Below are 18,061 nucleotides of genomic sequence, written 5' to 3'. Positions count from 1 at the left end.
TCACTATAATAGGGGTGATTTCTTTGGCCATTCCTTTAGCCATCGGGGCAATCAACGTAAATTCATTAAATACAAACGCTACCGTATCCGTGGGAGAAAATCAACTGTCTGGCTGGTCTTCGCATCGGAAGACGAACAATGGAGTTGGTATTCAAGTAGGAATTTTTGCAAATTCTTTAAATTACACGATTATCCTTGACAATGACCTAGCTGATGCGCAAATGATCGATCCAGATATTATTCCTGGAGTTCAGACTCAGGCTCTTTAAGTTTATACTTTAAGAGCCTGTTTTTATCTATTCATACCAAGTTATTTTCACCTTTTTAGCATTACCTTTAAAAAAAGTACATATGGTTAACTATAGATTAGTAGTTCGATAAGGAGAGTTTGCATGTGGTAAAACCTCTTTTTCACTCCCAGGTCAAGCAGATGTTAGGATCAGATTTTTCCGAATTATTGCAGGAACTCTCCCCCTTTGTTGAACCAAGGATCGACATATATGAAGCAAATCGGAACTATGTGCTTTCCGTTGATTTAGCGGGAGCCAGTAAGCAGGATCTCTCTGTAAAATGGCAGAATCATACCATCATGATTGAAGGAACCATTAACCATCCTCATCCTGGGGAAAGCATTAAAGTGATTAGGCGGGAACGTTTTTACGGAACTTTTAAAAGGGAGATTTCCATTCCTGAAAAATGTGAGCTCGAACAGCTTCAGTCTGTTTTTGAAAAAGGAATTTTATTGATAACCATCCCATTTAAAAATAGTAAGGAGAACACTCATGACATCGATTAAATATGGTTCGTTAACGATTGCTAACATAAGTAATTCTTCTGGATTATTTGTGGGAACAAACCTTCAAAAAGGACGAAAAAACGAAATAGTGATCAATGAAGGATTTGGCACGATTAAAGGAAAAAATAGAGTCAAATCTAATACTGGAATGGTAGAGAAACGCTCTTAAAAAGGAATGGGGTTTGATGGACCAAACAAATATTCTAGGAAAAATCGAGGAATTGTTCGAAAAAATTAACCATCTTGAGAAATCCCTCCAAGAAAAAAGCACTCCACCTATTATTGTAAAAATGGACGTCAAGGACCTTCATTTACAGGAATTAAAACTTGAGGAACTTGCCTTTCACCTTGATAAACTGGATATTAAAGAATTAAGTGGAATGTTAAACCTTGGAAATACTTTCTCTCCCGTCGTCCACCGCAAACCCATGCCGAAAAAGCGTGCTGCTGAAGAGAATCAAACGAAAAAGGAAGATAAACAAAAAGGCAAAACGCAAGATATTGAAGTTAAAATAAATGGAAAACAAGTGCCTTACACCATCAAATAGGGAAAGGATGTTGGAATTGAAACGTTTTTCCCCCTCTTTTTTTATTGGTTCGATTTCGATTGGAACGGTTGAAGGTGCTTCATGTGTCAATCTCGGAAACAATCTTCCGAGTGGTTTTGTCAATTATAAAAAACAAAACCAAGGGTTTGGTTCCATCTCCGGTGACAATAATGATATCCATGATATTTTAGCGACGATTGAGGAAGAAGCGATAACTGATACATTTCATTATGATGTATTAGCCCAATCAGAAAATGAACAATTTGTTGATAAGATAAAAAAGGAGATGTTTGAAGCAGAACTAAATATTGGAGAAGAACCTGACGAAGAGAATAGTGATCATAATTACGACCAAGATGTTTAATTCAGCCGATTCTCCGATAAAAACAACAATTTATTACTATTCTTATGGTCATAAATAACTCTTTCAATATGTACAAGCACTTTTATTATGTTCATAAAAAGTTTAAAAAAACCCATCCAGTTGGTGGGTTTTTTGTTTACATAATAATTTTACTGTTACTTCAAACTGCATTACCTTTTATTTTTTCAGATTTGCTTTTCTTAATAATTTGATTGTTTCCTATTAAGGTAATCTCACTAAAAGGATTAGGATCTCCCACATGCACATTCGAGTAAATAAACGATTCACTACCGACGATTGCTCGATTAATCACCGCATTTTCACCTATAAATGTACCTGGCATAATCACTGAATCCTTTATGACGGCCCCCTTGCTCACCGTCACGCCATGATAAAGAAGCGAATTTTCAACTTTACCAAACACTTTACAGCCCTCAGAAACTAATGATTGACGTAAGGCCGCTTTTCCGTCCAAATAGAAAGGCTGATGAGACGTTTCACGGGTATAAATCCCCCACTCTTCATGCTGGATAATAGGATTCGTTTCATAGGAAAGTAGATCCATATTCGCTTCCCACAGGCTTTGAACGGTTCCGACATCTTTCCAGTAACCATTAAAACGATAAGCGTACACTTGACGATTATCATGAATCATTGCTGGGATAATATCCTTACCAAAATCCTTGGATGAGAATCGTTTTTTCTCCTCTTTTTCCACATATTTTTTTAACACGCTCCAATTAAAAATATAAATCCCCATTGAAGCTAGATTTGATTTCGGTTGTTTAGGCTTTTCTTCAAAATCTAGGATTTTTTTGGAGCTGGAATCCATATTCATAATCCCAAACCGATGAGCGTCTCTCCATGGAACATTAATCACAGAAATAGTCGCTTCAGCTTTGGTTTCAATGTGTTGTTGGAGCATTTTCCGATAATCCATTTTATAAATGTGGTCACCCGATATGACAAGGACATACTCAGGATTATGACTTTCAACATACTCCAGATTTTGGTAAACAGCATGGGCCGTCCCTTCATACCACCGATCCCCCTCCTCACTTTGATACGGGGGAAGGATCGTGAGACCGCCATTTTTCCGGTCTAAATCCCAATGCTTGCCGTCTCCAAGATAATTTTGCAATGTATGAGGCTGGTACTGGGTTAAAACACCAACGGTATCAATCCCGGAATTGCTGCAATTGCTTAAGGTAAAATCAATGATCCGGTATTTACCACCGAATGGTACGGCTGGTTTTGCCATCGATTTGGTCAGGTCTTTTAAACGTGTCCCTCTTCCCCCAGCTAAGAGCATCGCTATACATTGTTTTTTATTCATAATGTTTCTCCTTCCAAAAATTTTTCTCTATAGTATTTAACTTCCCTTTTCTAAAAGTTTTTAAACAATCATATAGCTGTAGAAAAACGAGATTGATCCTAGTTGGAGCATTACAATCAGAGCGGAACACTAAATGGATGTATTTCAGGTATGGTGGCTAATTATGGTTGTTAGTTGGTTGGGTACACGAGGATAAATAGGCAGTCTTAAATTCTCTTTAATTAAATAGTAAACTAAAAAATCTTCTTATCAAGTTTATCGGAAGATTATCTAACAAAGATATTGTGAAATAATAAGAAAGTTTATATTTTTTTAGATTTAAACGGAATACCTCTTCAAATGTATATTCGGCTGTTACGATTGACATGACTTTTGCATCCTGTATCTTTATGGGTCATTTTCCCGTTAAGGATCACGTGGAGCGATAAAAAGAGAAGAAGCAGTCTAATTCAGTTACGAATTGGACTGCTTCTTTTGATTTTTTGTATTTTTCATGAGAAACAAGCCTTTTATTTGAGGAAGGCTTCGTGTTTAGAAACACGGATTCTATCATGAGGGAAATATTTTTTAAAGTATTTCTCCACCCTCTCATGTATATCTTGTCGATACCATTCCGCTAAACCATGCTTCTCAAATAATGCAGGCATGCCTAGCTTCTCAGACCGTTTCCCCATTAAACCATCGCCGATCCTTAACGTATCAATCCAAATGTGGTCGGCACTTCCTACTAATTGTTTAGGGAAATCAGGGGTAAAGGGCAAAACAGGTGAAATGGAAGCTTGGGTGGCGATTCCTGCATCATGCATTGCTTGCAAAGCTTTTAACCGTAATTTTATTCCGGGAGCAACTGGAGAAAAAATTTTTTTTATGTCTTCCCTGTCCGTTTCAATTGTCATCGACACTAAAACTTTACATTTTCCCTTCAATTTCACGATCAAATCAAGATCCCTAGTGATCAGTGGGCTTCGTGTTTGAATCTGCAGAAAATCTGGCGGATTTTCAATCATCGCTTCAACTATTCCACGCGTTATCTTTGTTGAGCGTTCTATCGGTTGGTAGGGGTCTGTGGCCGAAGACATAAAAATATTTACAGGCTTATTTTTCTTCCGCAGTTTCAAGATTTCATTTTCGTAATTTTCCGCTGCGTTTGTTTTTATGTCCAGCCATTCTCCCCAAGGGATGTCTTTAAACCGTTGAATTGGCATTTCTCTCACATAACAATACCGGCATGAAAATGCACAGCCACTATAGGGATTCAATGAATGGGTAAATCCCACATCCAAATACCCTTTTGCCTCCGTAAGGATTTTCTTGGCAAGAATGTTATTTGTCTCCACCTAAGTCTCCTCTCTGGTTGAATTTTTTAAAAAGTAGAGAAAGCTGGCTTGCTATATAACCCCTTAAACCTACTTGACAACTGACATAAATCGTATCGTCCTTTGGCAGTTTCTCCAATCGATTCCTCAAACCATTTAAAGAAAGATAAGCCATATATGGCGGAAGTTGTCCACAACGTCCAAAGAGATGCATAGCTATTTCTGAGTTAGCAAAAAATATGGAAGAGGTGAAAAAATGGAAAATAATCATTTAAAACTTACATCTTCCGAAATAGGAACACTATGGGGAGAATATGTTAACGGAACAATGACCGAGATCGTTAATAGGTATATGATTTCTATTTTGGAAGACGAATCAATAAAAAAGGTTTTTGAAATAGCCATTGAGACATGGGAAAAGCAAAAGAAGGAGATTATATCCTTCATTGAAAATGATGGATTTCCCGTTCCAATTGGATTTACTGAGTCAGACTTGAATAAAGGTGCAGAGAGATTGTTTTCTGATACATTCTGCTTAAATTATTTACATATTATGACTATACATGGTCTGCTGGGCCATACAACTTCTTTAAGTGTTTCTGTCAGAAAGGACTTACGTGAATTTTACAATTTATGTGATAATGATGCAAAAAAAATGTACGATTTAACCATAGAGTTATTGCTAGAAAAAGGAAAATTCCAAAAAGACCCCTATTTCTATCCTACAGAGAGACCTGAATTAATTTCTACCCAAGATTTTACTGATGGATTCTTCGGAAAAGGGAGACTCTTATCTGCTACAGAAATAATCAGTATTTCTCTAAACATTAAAAAGAGCATTATGGCAAAAACGCTTTCAATCGGGTTCAGTCAAGTCGCTAAATCGAAAGAAATAAGATCGTTTTTTGGGAAAATTGGAAACAAGGCAGATGAAAACATACTAGCCCTTTCAAGTGTTTTGCACAAGGATAATTTACCAGTTCCAATGTCGTGGGAATCAGAGGTTACAACGTCAACGGACTCTCCTTTTTCAGATAAATTAATGTTGTATCATATGGGTTTCCTGGCTCAAACTGCACAAGTTTATTACGGTACAGGACTAGCAGGAGCCATGCGAACAGACCTAGCAGTAGTTTACGAAAAGACAATCTTAAAAACATTAGCAATGACAAAAAACTGGTTCGATATGATGGTGGAAAATAAGTGGTTAGAACAGCCACCACTTGCTCCTAATAGAAATGAACTAGCAAAAGAAGAATAAAAACTAAAATGTCCATCCTCATGAGGCTGGACATTTTAAATTATTATATAATTACACTTGATGGAAAATAGATTCAACCATTTTCTATTAAAATTGATAGGTAAAATCTCTTTTAAGTGGAAGGTAAAGTTATGATAATCATTAGTGATTTTTTAGCTGATTTGATCGGTGATTTGTTTGGTGGTCTAGTGGAGGCAATTTTCCCTACTTCGAAGTCAAAACTAGAAAAAAACATAGATGAATTAAAGAAAGAGGAATGGTTCTCCAACCTGTATCAAGATGTTCGATATTCTTACATCATTTGGCATAACAAAAGGGTTAAGCACTACTTACGAAAGACTGAAAATATTAAAGTCCTCAAAAGTAGTGCAGACGAACGTGAAAAATTTATTCAGCTTGTTATTAAGGAACATAAAAGATTCGTAGGGATACGGTAAGTTTTTGCAACATATAAGCCCAAGTCATCCTGTTTCACGGCAATTTCGGTTGAAAGAAGAAATTAATTATGTCCAACGATTGCGTGTGGTACATATGGCTCTTCTAAATATACAACTTCCTCATTTGTTAACTTAATGCTTAAAGCACCTACGGCATCTTCGAGATGAGATATTTTTGTCGCTCCGATAATAGGAGCTGATACTGCTTCTTTCTGTAACAACCAGGCAAGTGCGATATAGATACGTGGAACACCATATTTTTCTGCGATGGCGGCAACTCGTTCTACAACCAATCGATCAGCATCAGCGGTCGCATCATATTTAGATTTTTGTATCTGATCCGTTTCTGAACGATACGTTGTTTCCGACCAATCACGCGTCAATCTACCCGATGCTAGCGGGCTATACGGTGTTACACCAATTCCTTCCTCCCTACAAAGTGGCAGCATTTCCCGCTCCTCTTCACGGTAAATGAGATTTAAATGATTTTGCATGGATACAAACTTAGTCCATCCGTTTTTTTCAGCAACGTGTAATGCCTTTTGGAATTGCCAAGCATACATGGCAGAAGCACCAATGTATCTTGCCTTTCCTGCCTTGACAACATCATGCAAGGCTTCCATTGTTTCCTCAATAGGAGTATGGTAATCCCAGCGGTGGATGATATAAAGGTCTACATAATCCGTTTCCAATCTCTTGAGACTTTTATCGATTTCACTCATAATTGCTTTTCGGGAAAGACCAGATCCGTTAGGACCCTCATGCATTTGCCCGTGTACTTTAGTTGCGATTACAACTTCATCACGATTCGCATAATCCTTTATAGCTCGTCCAAGAAATTCCTCACTTGTTCCCATCGAATAAACATTAGCCGTATCAAAAAAGTTTATTCCAAGATCCAATGCTTTTTTGATAATAGAGCGGCTTTGCTCTTCATTAAGTACCCATTGATGAATCCACTTTTCTGCTTTCCCAAAACTCATACAGCCAAGGCATAATCGAGATACATCTAAGCCTGTGTTCCCTAGTTTTACATATTCCATATTATATCACCCTCATTTTTCTAGAAATATTAATCTCATATTGGTGAAAATTTACTTATGACTATTTATATTATGCAACAATATAAAGGACAATCGTTATCCCATTCCTATCAAGTTTTTGCCTAATCCTATCAAACGCATTTACATAATCGACAACTATGAGATAGAATGTGACTATCATTGATGCGGGAGAAACTATATGTCTGAAGAAATATACAAACAGCAGCAGGAACTTGCCAAACTCATTAAACGTTATTCAAACCAGGACGGGGTTCATCCGACTGCTATTCCATCTTTATTTTTAATTCATGAATCTATCGTTACCGAACCAATTGCTAGAATAAACGAAACATCCTTTTGCATAATCGTCCAAGGAGAAAAGGAAGTATTATTAGCGGAGGAGCGCTTTAGGTACGGTCCTGGTGATTACATTGTTGCTTCCGTTGACTTGCCGGTTACCGGGCAAGTAGTAAACGCCTCTTCTGACACTCCGTATTTAGCTCTCAAGCTTGAATTTACACCGAATCAAATTTTAGAAGTTTTAACTGATTCAGACATTCGATTGGGACAGAAAAAAAATGCCAAGCGCGCTATGTTTGTCAGTAAAGCAGGACCATCTCTGTTGGATGCAGTAATTAGGTTAGCTCGGTTGGTGGAAAATTCAAAACATATTCCGGTGCTGGCTCCATTATTCACAAAAGAAATTCTCTATTGGATTCTACAAGGTCCACATGGTGAATCTCTGAAACAAATGGCAATAAAGGGCAGCAACGGGGATCGAATCAGAGATGTTATTGAACAGATCATCAATAGTTATGACCGCTCTTTCAAAATTGAGCAGCTTGCAGAAATAGCGAATATGAGTGTTGCTTCTCTACATCGGCACTTTAAAGAGGTTACAGCTATGAGCCCCATCCAGTTCCAGAAACAATTGAGACTCCAGGAAGCAAGACGCATGTTATTAAATGATTCAACAGATATCGCTGATGTTGCCTTTCGGGTCGGCTACGAAAGTCAATCACAATTCAGTCGAGAATATTCCCGTATGTTTGGTTATTCACCAAGAGAAGATCTAAATCGCCTGAGGGAGCAATCAGAGAAAAGCCAGTCTTTCAAATGAAAAATTGGCTTTTTCTGCTTTTAACGTCCCCTGCATACCTGCTTATGAAAAAGAGATCCTTCGCTATTGAAGGATCGCGCTTATTACCCATTTCCATTTACCGCTTTTGCTTTATTTGATTTCCAATAATAATTGGCCAGTATATCTGAAAATACATCGACGGTATGATGGAGCTCGTCCATATTATTATCTACACCACCAATTTCTAACAACATGGCTTTATTGGATATATCTTGATTATAGACTCCGTTTCCATCCTTATAAGATTTAAGAAAAACCCCTCGACTAAGCCCAGGATACTTTTTTTCCAGCTCTGCGTTCAGTGCTTTCGCGAATTCCAAGTTTTCTAGATAATTCTTATTCTCTCTCCCTATTATAAATAAGAGCTTTGCGTAGGAAACACCATTAATGGTTTTTGTCGTAATTTGTTTTCGTGACGAGTCCCGGTGAATATCAATAAAATATTGTAGTTCATTATTTTTGGCTGCTGCTGCTTCAACGATTTCCCGCGATTCTGTATAGGCTTGTGTTGGCTTCCATTGTTTCTTTAGTAACTCCTGCGTCATATTTGTTTTATCATGGTCAACGCCAATGCCTTTTCTCATTAAATTCCTGGCTAAACGGTCTCCTAACCCAATTACATTTGCTCGTTCGTCAGAACTTATTGCGTCGTCAGGGTTCTTAGCATCCTTCAAAACTGGCAGATAGGACTCCCAGCTATGAGTATGATAAATCATTACTGTTTTATGTTCAGGATTCGTTATAGGTTTATTGTCGTCTGTGGTTTGATTGATTAATTCCTCTGAAGCTTTTCTCTCATTTAATAAAACCTCAGTTGGAGGTGCAGATTCATATGGTAGATTAGTAATGTTGGTTCCTTCACCAGCTACGACAATCTCAGTGTCATACATTCTTAATCCAGGAATCTCATTGCCTAAAAACGTTCGTGTATCTGTAGGTTTAATCGTGGTTCCTATTTGAAAAGCTAAATTTGTCAATTTGGAAATAGTGAAATCAGGATTAGCCATATTAGGGAAAAAGGTATGATTCTCAGATTTGAAAAATTGCAAAAAAAGTTTTTCCCCATTTACTATTCCAATGGAATTATTCATTTTTAGGGAGGAGATATTCAAGTTGGAAATGACAATCAGAGAAATCATTAAAAACGTAAATATGACCATTAGAATCGACCGGAACGTAACATTTAGTGTGATGAATTTGATGGATTTCATTGTAACCCCCCTTAGCCCATATATATGAGGTAAGTAGAGTTTTATTGCAGAATTTTATTGGACTCAAACCACACGCCAAGTTACAATACACAAAAATTATTCGATTAAAAGTTGATTAGGTCGTTTATCTAATTAGATTGACTTTTAATAGGGGACTTTTCCCACCATAATTTACCACTTATATCTCCTTTTCCTATCAATAAGGTATTGGAATCCATATAAGATAAAAGCTTTATAAAATAAATAAAGGAAAAATTGAAATTGATTTAATCTAATTAATTTAGCTAATTTTAACTTTTCGGTTACCTTTGTTATAACAAAAGCGAAAAAAGTATTAATACTTGCATTGAGCAAAATAAACTTTTTAAAGTTTCCATAAGTTGACTTTAATATCCACAATGTACTTACAAAAAAAGGTCCAACAATCATAGGAAATTCAAAACGTAGAAATGAGTTTGACTTCTTATAAGTAACCCACCATTTTCGTTTTCTTGCAATATGAACGTTCAATACTTCAAAAATAATGATAAATATGGCTGCAGGAAGGAATCTTTTTAAACTTCTTCTTCCAATAAACGGGATGGGTAGGCATGAAAGTAAAATCATTGTAATATTTATGAGCCGCTGATTTTTCAAAGACATATTCATTCAACCTCCCTTATTCCCCTAGATTTTCCTAACCCAATTTTTTTATACTTGAATGTCTAAGTCTCTCTTATATTCTAATATTTCTACAGGTTGACTATTTAAGATGACAAAATCTCTTCACCCTTATTTTAAGTGCCAATTTTTAAAGGGATTCTCTAACTAGCTTTTGAACAATTTTTAAAACAATCACAAGGATACAGAACAGAACTGGATATGAAAAGGCGGAGTACAGATAAGTCCAACCATTATGATAAAAATAACCAGATTTGACCGCTATGTACTCGTACAAAACAGCAAATCCACTCCAAACAAGAATGTACACTACTTTATTTCGCCATTTTCTTTGAAATGGATAATAATTTAGAAAAATGATGGTTATTGCTGGGTATATTCCAATGATTGCGATTAATGTCCTCCATTGAATACCTTTAGTAAAATATCCATACAGATTATATTTACCATCAAGATAAATATCTACATTATCTTGTAAGGTCATCGCAAAGAAGATCGTGGAAAAGATTTCAATAGGGGTTAATTTCTTTGGCATAAAAATAGAATAAATACTAAATATAATAGCGGAAATGATTAAGAACCACATAAAAATTAACTGCACCACCTTATCAAAGGTATTATGCCCTCTGAAAATAAAAAAACAACAAACCATATACTGTTCTAAGCCGTTTATCCTTCAACTAGCTTGTTAGTTCAATAAAAAAATGGGCTGCGCAGCAACCCAAATGTCCACTAAAGACTCTTTATGATCATTACATCTTTTACAATTAGAAGAGAAGCATCAATAGGACAACCCCTTTTCCGTTCTTTATTGGTGTTATTGGTGATTTTTTACTCTCTTTTCCATCTGCTCGGCAATTTGTTTCGAATTTGGATTTCCTTCGTTTTGTAAACTTTCAATGATGGTGGTATAATCCGTTTCATTTCGGTTCTGACTTAATTTATAAGCAGCCTGGACCTCTTCCACTTTAATCTTAAAACCAACAATACCTTGTAGCTGATTTTCTACTAGTTCTGAAGAAAGTTTATCCCATAGAACTGGATTTTCACGATTATGTTCATATTTCTCTAACATTCCTGTTAATTCTTCTATTAACTCATCTCTCGTTAAAATAGTTGCTTTTCCGTAAAGATGGATAGCCTGATAATTCCAAGTCGGCACATTTTCGTGTGAATACCACGAAGAAGAAATATAAGCATGCGGCCCCTGAAACATTACAAGCACATCTTCACAAGTTTCAAATGTTCGCCACTGAGGATTTCCATAAGCCATATGCCCTGTAATATAGTAATCATCACCTTGTTTATTTAACCCTAAAGGCACATGGGTGGCAATTGGCCTCCCTTGTTCAGTTGTGACAATCGTGCCAAAGGCATTTTTTTGAACAAAATCCCAAATTTCATCCCTATTCGTGACCTTAAAATAGTTTGGAATATACATAATAATCCCACCTTTCAAAAAAGTTACAAGATAGTCTTGATCATGATAAAGTCAATTTGTTCTTCATCCCCCATATAAAAAGAGTGGGCACCCGATTGAACAAACCCCATTTTCTTATAAAAAGCAATAGCATTTTCATTTTTTTCCCATACGCCAAGCCAAATTTTCTTTTTATTGCTTTCCATCGCAATTTCCATCGCCTTATTAAAGAGAAATTTACCAAGGCCATGTTTTTGAAATTTGTCCCTTATATAAATTCTCTCAATCTCAAGTGATTCATCCCCCATCTCTTCAGACTGAGCTTCATTGGTATTGACTTTTAGATACCCAGCGACTTCACTATTAACATAAACAAAATAGAATTGTGACGAACTAATCGCTAATTCCTTTTCCAATTGGTTTAAGTTAAATGCCTTTTCCAAATAGGCATTCATATTTTCGGGTGAATTTTGTTCCTTAAATGTTTCATCAAATGTTTCATAACTAATTTCTTGTAGCATACGTAAATCATCATGGTTACATTTTTTTATCGTTAAAGTCATTTTGTAATTGCTCCTTTTGTATCCTTAATAATTTCGCTTGTTTCCTTTTTTCACCCATTCCCAGTCTATTTCAATATTTTCTCTAACTCTTTGAAGAAGATTGAAAATGGTTTCTACTTCCGTTTCGGATAATCCAGCTAATGCAACGTGATTTGAGTAATCATTTTCTCGTCTTATAAAAGGATAAACATTTTTCCCTTTCTCTGTTGGAAAGAGTTTTTTTATTTTTTTGTTATTAGCATCATCTTTCTTTTCAATAAAGCCATTCATTTCAAGTTTTTTTATCGCACGAGCTGCTGTTGTCCGATCAACTTTAATCATCTCAGCTACCTTTTCTTGAATGATACCAGGGTTTTCACATATTCGCACAAGGTACAAATACTGTCCCTTTGTCAGGTCATATTCTTTAAATTCTATATTGCTTATCGAATCTAAGGCCCTGGCAATCATTCCAATTTCTCGAAGAATTTCCTTCATAATAAAGCTCCTTAGTTCTTGATTTTGTTGCAAACGCAATAAAAAATGCTATATATTGAATTTAACGTAAATTTGTTGTATTTGCAACAAAAAAGTAATTAAGTAGTCGAATAATATTAGATAGGTTATTTGATAGCAGGAATGTCATTTCTTGTTTACTTTAACGTTATTTTGATTTTCAGAATGAAACCTAACTCTTGATCATATATTAATCTGAGGTGATAGGAATGGATAGACATCTAGAACAAATATTTGATGTCCGTTATTTAAAAATTGGTTCGATGGTCAATGGCGGAGTTTTGCAAATTGGTTGTGGTGGTGGTATAGTTCACCAAGCTCCTCCGGCTGGTTACACTACAGTAGGAACTACATTAGTTGGACTATCAGCTCCTCAACAATTCAGTGTCCCATTACAATCCGCAATTCGGCCGAATAATAAGATTTAACTCCAATCAAATATGATTTAATAAAAAAGGCCGCCTATAGTGGCAGCTCGATGGTACAGAAAAAAACACGTTCATTATGTCATGTCAACTTTTTGATTGATCCATTCTAACGCATGCTTGACATGGGCAAATGTTTTAAAGGACAACATGTCCATTCCACTTCTTACAACTGTCAGGGCTAGCTCAGGTCGCATCCCCGTAACAATCACATCTATACCTAACAAGCCGAGTATATCTCCGACCGATTTCAAGCTGCTTACCAGTTCTTGATTGAGATCTATGATACCTGAATAGTCGATGATCAGAAATTGCAATTGCAACTCTGCAATTTTAGGAACACCCCTATCTAAAATATAACTAACTCGATAAGAATCTATTTTACCCACTAACGGAAGAACCGCAACACCCTCCTGAATCAAAACGACGGGTGCTGATAGTTCCGCCAATTCTCTCCTTGTCTTTTCCTCGTATCTTTCCGTTAGCATTTCAAATGCTAAAATGGTCTCGTTTAAGCTGACGTCGAGCATAGAGTTAACCTTTTTAATAATCGATTTACTTTCACGTAATGAAATCCCAAAGTCGTCGCTGAGTTTGGTTATAAGGTCAGTAAATACTTCTCTTGTGGGTGGATACCTAACTGTAATCTCAGATATTTTTCCTCCAGAAGTGACTTGTTGCTCGGCGTTCTTTTTACTCCATGATAAAATGTCCTCAGCTATATCCTCTGTTTCCTCCAAAATCGACTGTCCTAAAAACTCAAAAAATTTTATATACATTTCGATGGCATGCTGCTTTTCTTCTTTGGAAATGATTAAATTCATTCTTTGAAGAACACCTTCAACAATTTGCACTGCTAGTGAGGATGCATTTTTTGTGAAATAGGCAGCTATTTTATTTTCTAGTTTCATTTATATGAATAACCCTCCTTTTCCATATAGTAAGATTATACCTTAAAAAAGAGAACACTTCAGTAACTGTTCATTATTACTATATCAATCCTCAACCAAATAGGATTATGAATTAAGGGCAAAAAAAAAGCCACAGTCCCATTTATAATAGATCTGTTGCCTTAAATGATATTTCCCCTGATGGTAAACCTCTATCATCAAAAATAATATGCTTATACAGTTTTCGAATTAAACTTTTCATCTCTTCAGGAGAATAAGCGATTATGACAACCTGTTCTTCCTGATTATTCCCTTTCATTGTTACATGGTACCTCTTTCTTCTTCTAACTTGTTGTCTTGATTCCATTTAAAAATCAACCTCACCTTGATGAATTAATCAATATTGTATTCCCAGTTAGCAAGACTTTTAAACAATAGTAACAATAAATTGATACCCAGATTAGAATACATTTTGAAGACTATCTTATTTAGTACATCTCGAAAGGATGAGTATTCCTCCAATAATAATTACCACGGTGATATCTTGGTAAGACAGCCGCCTTGTGATAAAGCTCCCAAGTCACCAACTATTGAACGGTTTATCGATTCCCCTAAGTTACCCGTTGGATTTATTTTATTCTCTTCTATTTGTTTTTTATCTTGTTCGTCTGCTTTTCTCACAAATCCACCCCCAAATGATTCCTAATAAACGTTTATTCTCTACTAGTCAAAATTAATCCTTCTTCCACGAAACTACTTGTTCAATAAGAAAAGCCGCCGAAGTAGGCAGCAAGTTTTAAAATTCACCTTTTTATTTTTATTTTCTCGGGGATCGTCGTCCAGTACTTTGGGTCTTCTAAGCCGAGCCGCCAAATTCCAATTCCTCGTAAGTTATATTTTTCTACAAGGTTTAGCTTAAACCTCAGACTATTGCTATTCTCAAACCACACTTGGTGGCTATGATGGTTTTTATCTACATAACGGAAATGAGGTGTTTGTGAACGAGAGTCCCATTGGACTTTGGCTTTATATTTTGTTTTCTGATCCATTAACAGTGCATAAGAGCTATACAAGGCTTTGTCTGCTGTTGTATCCCAGTCCCATCCATAACCAGCGATACCAAGTATTATTTTTGATGATGCTACTCGATGTTTCAAAGCATAGCGAATCGTGGCTTCTGTCCAATTAACTGATGCTGACGCCCCGGGTGTTGTTCTTGGGTTGTGCTCATCGTAAGTCATTATCATTAACCCATCTGAGTATTGACCAAGCTTTTCGTAATCAAACCATGGTGACCAGGGATTAGCTCGGGAATCACCCGTGTTTGCCGGGACTGAAACCGTAACTACTTTCCCATCGCGATGCAGAGCATTAGACAATTCCTTTATCAGCAGACTAAAGGAATCTCGATCAGTCAAATACAAATTTTCCATGTCAATATTAATACCGTCATAATGAAACTGATTCATTTCATTGCATAAGTTTTGAATGAAAAGATTACGGTTTTTAGCGTTATCAAGTACATGACTTGCAGCCTGCTTGCCTTTCTCCAAAGTTTCATATAAGAGATTATGTACAACCATGAATACCTTTAGGTTTTTATTATGAGCACTCTGAATAACCTTTTTCTTATGATCTGCTGTAACGGAATCGATAAGACTGCCTGGACGTTTATCATCCAGCTTATACCAAAAAGGTGCAATAATGCTTAAGCTGTTGAAATGCGAATCTACAGTAGGTTGAGACCCTGGATACGTCCCTTCCCTTTCTGTGTAGAAACCTAAAACTTCACGAGGAGTTTTAGGCTTCTTGTATTCCTCTTTTTTTTGTGATTGTGAGTGACTACATGATGATAGGAGTAATAAGGCCATACTTAAAGAAATAATGGTGAATGACCGATAACGATTTTTCGCCATGATACACCTTCTTCTAGTTTGTATATTCTTTAAGTTGATAAGAAAAGGGGTAACTTATTCACGAATTGATTTTTCTTCCTTAAAGGGTCCAGAAAATAGAGCTCCACAAGTTAATTTTAAGTAGGTTGATACCTATTTTCATTCTGAAAGGTCTGTAAAATACCTTCATAATTAGGTATTCGAACTAGTCCGAACTAACAAATTCTCACATAGACTAATGATATAACAAGACAAATGTAGATGGAGGTCATTTAATGATGAAAAGACAAAGTGGATTTGGTGGTTTCCCGCCAAATATGCCAAATTTGATGCCAAACGCGATGCCAAATATGTTGCCAAATGCAATGCCAAATCAAGTAGCACCGATTCAATCATTACCAGCCCAATATTGCCCGCCACAACCATGCCCACAGTACTGTCCACCTCAAGTGTTCCCAGCTCAGTATGATCCGCCACTTGTTTCACCCGGACAACAATATGTGAAAACAAACTTATTTAACAAGGTTGTACAACACATTCATCCTTCGCATACCACAACAGTTAACAAATTACACGTTAACCACCAACACTATTTCCCACACACAGAATCTTGTGTAAATGAATGCTGTGAGACACATACTATGTGCGGCGTACCAGTCAATCCTTGCTGTCCACCGGGACCATTTGGATTCTAATTTTCCAGAACATTCAATATTAAAAATTTGTTAACAAATACGAAAATCTTATATGATAAAAGTTCATTGAAACACCCTCGTACCCTGTTGGGTACTTTTTTGTGATAAAAGGTGTACTGCTTTGCTTTAGATCTCAGTTGTGATAGTTAGAGATTATATTGACGTTTAAATTCAAAAATCTCATCAACAGCCTGGTGATACCCACCTGATTTTTGAAAAGATTCCCTAATAGATGCAACAGCTTTATGAACAGAATTATGACTTAACACATAATCCACAGCTTCACTTAGTTGATTTGCAGACAAGCCTTCCATTTTTAATCTGATACCAGCTCCAATCTGGGCTACTTGTTCAGCAATGATCGGCTGATCCGCACTTTGCGGTATGACAATTAGTGGAACCCCGAAATAGAAGCCTTCGTGGGTACTGTTCATTCCACCATGTGTGATAAATAATTTTGTGTATTTCAGTACTTCCGTTTGTGGAACATAATGTTTTACAATGAAGTTTGCAGGGATCTCCCCCAAATCAGCTAGTTGAATTTTTTCGCCAATAGACATGACAATGGTATGATCCGTGTTTCCGAATGCCTGAAAACAAAGCTTATAGAAATTAATGGCTTGGTTAAAGACGGTACCTAGTGAAATGTATAGCAGGCTTGTTCCCTTAATTTCAGAAAGATCGAAGTCTTCTATCGTTAATCGGGAGGAGATGGATGGACCGACAAATTTGTATGTTTGGTCAAATGCCTCACTAAAAGGTTGAAACTCCCTCGTTGTATAAACGATTGTCAATGGAGCAGGATTACAAAAAACTTCGTAAGGAGAATCGATTTCCACATCATATTTTTCCTTTATTTTTTCCGTCAAGCCTTGAAATTCATGAACGATTTCAGTAGGAATGGTTTTAAAATGTTGTTCCATCATTTTATCGAATGAAGCCTCTGACTGGGCAAATGAAGTACAAGAATTAATGGCTGGAAGTTTAAGGATTTTGGCAAGTAAATAACCACATCCAAACATGGAATCGTGAATGATATAATCAAAATGTTCTCCTTCGATTTGCTCTAGAACACTAGGTATCACGATATCTGCCGTCCGTAAAAGACCGTTGATTCTTTCGAGTAAGTAATTTCTTCCACCTGAAATAAAGGCTTTTATAAATTTTTGTCCATCAAATGTTCGTACAGTCGCCCCTGTTTTCTCTAGACGCTCTCGAAAATCTTCGATTGCAAAGTAAACTACCTCTTCTCCACGCGAAATAAGTTCTTCCACCACGCCAATGGTTGGATTGATATGCCCTTCTGATCCACCATTTATAAATAAAACACGTGCCATTACAACATCTCCTTATGTTAATATATTCCAGGTTTTGTAAGAGTAAGGGACACTAGAAAGGGCTGCCGAAACACCATTCCCTTTAAATAACCCAAAACCAGCACCTGATCAATAAAGCTATAGTTTATTATACCTTTATTAACTATACATCGAAAAATCTAAAAAAGGATTCGATATAGATGTGTTATAATTTTTATAAAATGGAACCATTTGAAAACAGCGACATAC

The 18,061-nt window shown here is 36.3% G+C and carries 24 protein-coding genes; 10 read left to right on the top strand and 14 right to left on the bottom strand.

Translation table 11 applies throughout. The features are described 5' to 3' along the window. Positions 1–23 precede the first annotated feature (23 nt). The 5 genes from L1999_RS12595 to L1999_RS12575 all read left to right on the top strand — a co-directional run bounded on the left by L1999_RS12595 (position 24) and on the right by L1999_RS12575 (position 1,708). Positions 24–269 (top strand): spore germination protein, encoded by a 246-nt coding sequence (locus tag L1999_RS12595; protein ID WP_235743854.1) that lies wholly within the window; start codon positions 24–26, stop codon positions 267–269. Between the two features lie 125 nt (positions 270–394). Next, positions 395–796: an Hsp20/alpha crystallin family protein gene (locus L1999_RS12590; RefSeq protein WP_235743853.1), complete on the top strand. Its 402-nt coding sequence runs from the start codon at positions 395–397 to the stop codon at positions 794–796. Continuing rightward, positions 783–965: a hypothetical protein gene (locus L1999_RS12585; protein ID WP_235743852.1), complete on the top strand. Its 183-nt coding sequence runs from the start codon at positions 783–785 to the stop codon at positions 963–965. The genes L1999_RS12590 and L1999_RS12585 overlap by 14 nt, the downstream gene beginning before the upstream one ends. A gap of 16 nt (positions 966–981) precedes the next feature. After that, complete coding sequence (locus tag L1999_RS12580) at positions 982–1,344, top strand: hypothetical protein (RefSeq protein ID WP_235743851.1); 363 nt, start codon at positions 982–984, stop codon at positions 1,342–1,344. 16 nt (positions 1,345–1,360) lie between these two features. Beyond that, complete coding sequence (locus L1999_RS12575) at positions 1,361–1,708, top strand: hypothetical protein (RefSeq protein ID WP_235743850.1); 348 nt, start codon at positions 1,361–1,363, stop codon at positions 1,706–1,708. 160 nt (positions 1,709–1,868) lie between these two features. On the opposite strand, the gene L1999_RS12570 is transcribed toward L1999_RS12575, so the two are convergent. Then, on the bottom strand, positions 1,869–3,044 hold the full coding sequence (locus L1999_RS12570; protein ID WP_235743849.1) for a glucose-1-phosphate adenylyltransferase: 1,176 nt from the start codon (positions 3,042–3,044) through the stop codon (positions 1,869–1,871). A gap of 509 nt (positions 3,045–3,553) precedes the next feature. Beyond that, positions 3,554–4,381, bottom strand: a complete 828-nt coding sequence (locus L1999_RS12565) for an SPL family radical SAM protein (RefSeq protein ID WP_235743848.1) — start codon at positions 4,379–4,381, stop codon at positions 3,554–3,556. Positions 4,382–4,616: 235 nt separating this feature from the next. Here L1999_RS12565 and L1999_RS12560 point away from each other — a divergent pair, with 235 nt between their 5' ends. Beyond that, on the top strand, positions 4,617–5,621 hold the full coding sequence (locus L1999_RS12560; RefSeq protein WP_235743847.1) for a DUF3231 family protein: 1,005 nt from the start codon (positions 4,617–4,619) through the stop codon (positions 5,619–5,621). Positions 5,622–5,752: 131 nt separating this feature from the next. Then, on the top strand, positions 5,753–6,058 hold the full coding sequence (locus tag L1999_RS12555; RefSeq protein ID WP_235743846.1) for a hypothetical protein: 306 nt from the start codon (positions 5,753–5,755) through the stop codon (positions 6,056–6,058). Between the two features lie 62 nt (positions 6,059–6,120). On the opposite strand, the gene L1999_RS12550 is transcribed toward L1999_RS12555, so the two are convergent. Continuing rightward, positions 6,121–7,101 (bottom strand): aldo/keto reductase, encoded by a 981-nt coding sequence (locus L1999_RS12550; RefSeq protein WP_235743845.1) that lies wholly within the window; start codon positions 7,099–7,101, stop codon positions 6,121–6,123. A gap of 199 nt (positions 7,102–7,300) precedes the next feature. On the opposite strand from L1999_RS12550, the gene L1999_RS12545 reads away from it, so the two are divergent. Then, on the top strand, positions 7,301–8,221 hold the full coding sequence (locus L1999_RS12545) for an AraC family transcriptional regulator (RefSeq protein WP_235743844.1): 921 nt from the start codon (positions 7,301–7,303) through the stop codon (positions 8,219–8,221). An 83-nt stretch (positions 8,222–8,304) separates the two neighbouring features. On the opposite strand, the gene spoIIP is transcribed toward L1999_RS12545, so the two are convergent. The 6 genes from spoIIP to L1999_RS12515 form a co-directional block, all read right to left on the bottom strand. Beyond that, a complete protein-coding gene (spoIIP, locus tag L1999_RS12540; protein ID WP_235743843.1) occupies positions 8,305–9,453 on the bottom strand; it encodes a stage II sporulation protein P in 1,149 nt (382 codons plus the stop codon). 171 nt (positions 9,454–9,624) lie between these two features. Next, positions 9,625–10,095: a hypothetical protein gene (locus L1999_RS12535; protein ID WP_235743842.1), complete on the bottom strand. Its 471-nt coding sequence runs from the start codon at positions 10,093–10,095 to the stop codon at positions 9,625–9,627. Between the two features lie 148 nt (positions 10,096–10,243). After that, the gene (locus tag L1999_RS12530) at positions 10,244–10,699 is read right to left on the bottom strand and encodes a CBO0543 family protein (RefSeq protein ID WP_235743841.1); all 456 of its coding nucleotides are present in this window, start codon (positions 10,697–10,699) and stop codon (positions 10,244–10,246) included. A 231-nt stretch (positions 10,700–10,930) separates the two neighbouring features. After that, complete coding sequence (locus L1999_RS12525; RefSeq protein ID WP_235743840.1) at positions 10,931–11,554, bottom strand: FMN-binding negative transcriptional regulator; 624 nt, start codon at positions 11,552–11,554, stop codon at positions 10,931–10,933. A 23-nt stretch (positions 11,555–11,577) separates the two neighbouring features. Beyond that, complete coding sequence (locus L1999_RS12520; protein WP_235743839.1) at positions 11,578–12,096, bottom strand: spermidine/spermine N(1)-acetyltransferase; 519 nt, start codon at positions 12,094–12,096, stop codon at positions 11,578–11,580. Between the two features lie 24 nt (positions 12,097–12,120). Further along, positions 12,121–12,573 (bottom strand): MarR family winged helix-turn-helix transcriptional regulator, encoded by a 453-nt coding sequence (locus tag L1999_RS12515; protein ID WP_235743838.1) that lies wholly within the window; start codon positions 12,571–12,573, stop codon positions 12,121–12,123. Between the two features lie 227 nt (positions 12,574–12,800). On the opposite strand from L1999_RS12515, the gene L1999_RS12510 reads away from it, so the two are divergent. After that, a complete protein-coding gene (locus L1999_RS12510; protein ID WP_235743837.1) occupies positions 12,801–13,019 on the top strand; it encodes a hypothetical protein in 219 nt (72 codons plus the stop codon). A 74-nt stretch (positions 13,020–13,093) separates the two neighbouring features. On the opposite strand, the gene L1999_RS12505 is transcribed toward L1999_RS12510, so the two are convergent. The 4 genes from L1999_RS12505 to L1999_RS12490 form a co-directional block, all read right to left on the bottom strand. After that, on the bottom strand, positions 13,094–13,927 hold the full coding sequence (locus L1999_RS12505) for an STAS domain-containing protein (protein ID WP_235743836.1): 834 nt from the start codon (positions 13,925–13,927) through the stop codon (positions 13,094–13,096). A 142-nt stretch (positions 13,928–14,069) separates the two neighbouring features. Then, on the bottom strand, positions 14,070–14,273 hold the full coding sequence (locus L1999_RS12500; RefSeq protein WP_235743835.1) for a hypothetical protein: 204 nt from the start codon (positions 14,271–14,273) through the stop codon (positions 14,070–14,072). Between the two features lie 161 nt (positions 14,274–14,434). After that, the gene (locus tag L1999_RS12495; RefSeq protein WP_235743834.1) at positions 14,435–14,587 is read right to left on the bottom strand and encodes a hypothetical protein; all 153 of its coding nucleotides are present in this window, start codon (positions 14,585–14,587) and stop codon (positions 14,435–14,437) included. Between the two features lie 122 nt (positions 14,588–14,709). Next, positions 14,710–15,822 carry a glycosyl hydrolase family 18 protein gene (locus tag L1999_RS12490; protein ID WP_235743833.1) on the bottom strand — a complete coding sequence of 371 codons (1,113 nt, stop codon included), beginning with the start codon at positions 15,820–15,822 and terminating at the stop codon, positions 14,710–14,712. A gap of 257 nt (positions 15,823–16,079) precedes the next feature. Between L1999_RS12490 and L1999_RS12485 the strand changes: the two genes are divergently transcribed. Then, positions 16,080–16,496: a CotD family spore coat protein gene (locus tag L1999_RS12485; protein WP_430540014.1), complete on the top strand. Its 417-nt coding sequence runs from the start codon at positions 16,080–16,082 to the stop codon at positions 16,494–16,496. A gap of 146 nt (positions 16,497–16,642) precedes the next feature. On the opposite strand, the gene L1999_RS12480 is transcribed toward L1999_RS12485, so the two are convergent. Further along, the gene (locus L1999_RS12480; RefSeq protein WP_235743832.1) at positions 16,643–17,833 is read right to left on the bottom strand and encodes a macrolide family glycosyltransferase; all 1,191 of its coding nucleotides are present in this window, start codon (positions 17,831–17,833) and stop codon (positions 16,643–16,645) included. Between the last annotated feature and the right edge of the window lie 228 nt (positions 17,834–18,061).

The organism is Neobacillus drentensis, from assembly GCF_021560175.1.
In the GTDB taxonomy this organism is placed as follows: Bacteria; Bacillota; Bacilli; order Bacillales; family Cytobacillaceae; genus Neobacillus; species Neobacillus drentensis_A.
This window is presented reverse-complemented; position numbering and strand designations above follow the sequence as displayed.

Excerpts from the sequence above, each read along its gene's own strand:
- L1999_RS12585 (WP_235743852.1), top strand. The coding sequence starts at position 783 with ATGACATCGATTAAATATGGTTCGTTAACGATTGCTAACATAAGTAAT.
- L1999_RS12580 (WP_235743851.1), top strand. The coding sequence starts at position 982 with ATGGACCAAACAAATATTCTAGGAAAAATCGAGGAATTGTTCGAAAAA.
- L1999_RS12570 (WP_235743849.1), bottom strand. The coding sequence starts at position 3,044 with ATGAATAAAAAACAATGTATAGCGATGCTCTTAGCTGGGGGAAGAGGG.
- L1999_RS12560 (WP_235743847.1), top strand. The coding sequence starts at position 4,617 with ATGGAAAATAATCATTTAAAACTTACATCTTCCGAAATAGGAACACTA.
- L1999_RS12555 (WP_235743846.1), top strand. The coding sequence starts at position 5,753 with ATGATAATCATTAGTGATTTTTTAGCTGATTTGATCGGTGATTTGTTT.
- L1999_RS12550 (WP_235743845.1), bottom strand. The coding sequence starts at position 7,101 with ATGGAATATGTAAAACTAGGGAACACAGGCTTAGATGTATCTCGATTA.
- L1999_RS12545 (WP_235743844.1), top strand. The coding sequence starts at position 7,301 with ATGTCTGAAGAAATATACAAACAGCAGCAGGAACTTGCCAAACTCATT.
- spoIIP (WP_235743843.1), bottom strand. The coding sequence starts at position 9,453 with ATGAAATCCATCAAATTCATCACACTAAATGTTACGTTCCGGTCGATT.
- L1999_RS12535 (WP_235743842.1), bottom strand. The coding sequence starts at position 10,095 with ATGTCTTTGAAAAATCAGCGGCTCATAAATATTACAATGATTTTACTT.
- L1999_RS12530 (WP_235743841.1), bottom strand. The coding sequence starts at position 10,699 with ATGTGGTTCTTAATCATTTCCGCTATTATATTTAGTATTTATTCTATT.
- L1999_RS12525 (WP_235743840.1), bottom strand. The coding sequence starts at position 11,554 with ATGTATATTCCAAACTATTTTAAGGTCACGAATAGGGATGAAATTTGG.
- L1999_RS12520 (WP_235743839.1), bottom strand. The coding sequence starts at position 12,096 with ATGACTTTAACGATAAAAAAATGTAACCATGATGATTTACGTATGCTA.
- L1999_RS12515 (WP_235743838.1), bottom strand. The coding sequence starts at position 12,573 with ATGAAGGAAATTCTTCGAGAAATTGGAATGATTGCCAGGGCCTTAGAT.
- L1999_RS12510 (WP_235743837.1), top strand. The coding sequence starts at position 12,801 with ATGGATAGACATCTAGAACAAATATTTGATGTCCGTTATTTAAAAATT.
- L1999_RS12505 (WP_235743836.1), bottom strand. The coding sequence starts at position 13,927 with ATGAAACTAGAAAATAAAATAGCTGCCTATTTCACAAAAAATGCATCC.
- L1999_RS12500 (WP_235743835.1), bottom strand. The coding sequence starts at position 14,273 with ATGGAATCAAGACAACAAGTTAGAAGAAGAAAGAGGTACCATGTAACA.
- L1999_RS12490 (WP_235743833.1), bottom strand. The coding sequence starts at position 15,822 with ATGGCGAAAAATCGTTATCGGTCATTCACCATTATTTCTTTAAGTATG.
- L1999_RS12485 (WP_430540014.1), top strand. The coding sequence starts at position 16,080 with ATGAAAAGACAAAGTGGATTTGGTGGTTTCCCGCCAAATATGCCAAAT.
- L1999_RS12480 (WP_235743832.1), bottom strand. The coding sequence starts at position 17,833 with ATGGCACGTGTTTTATTTATAAATGGTGGATCAGAAGGGCATATCAAT.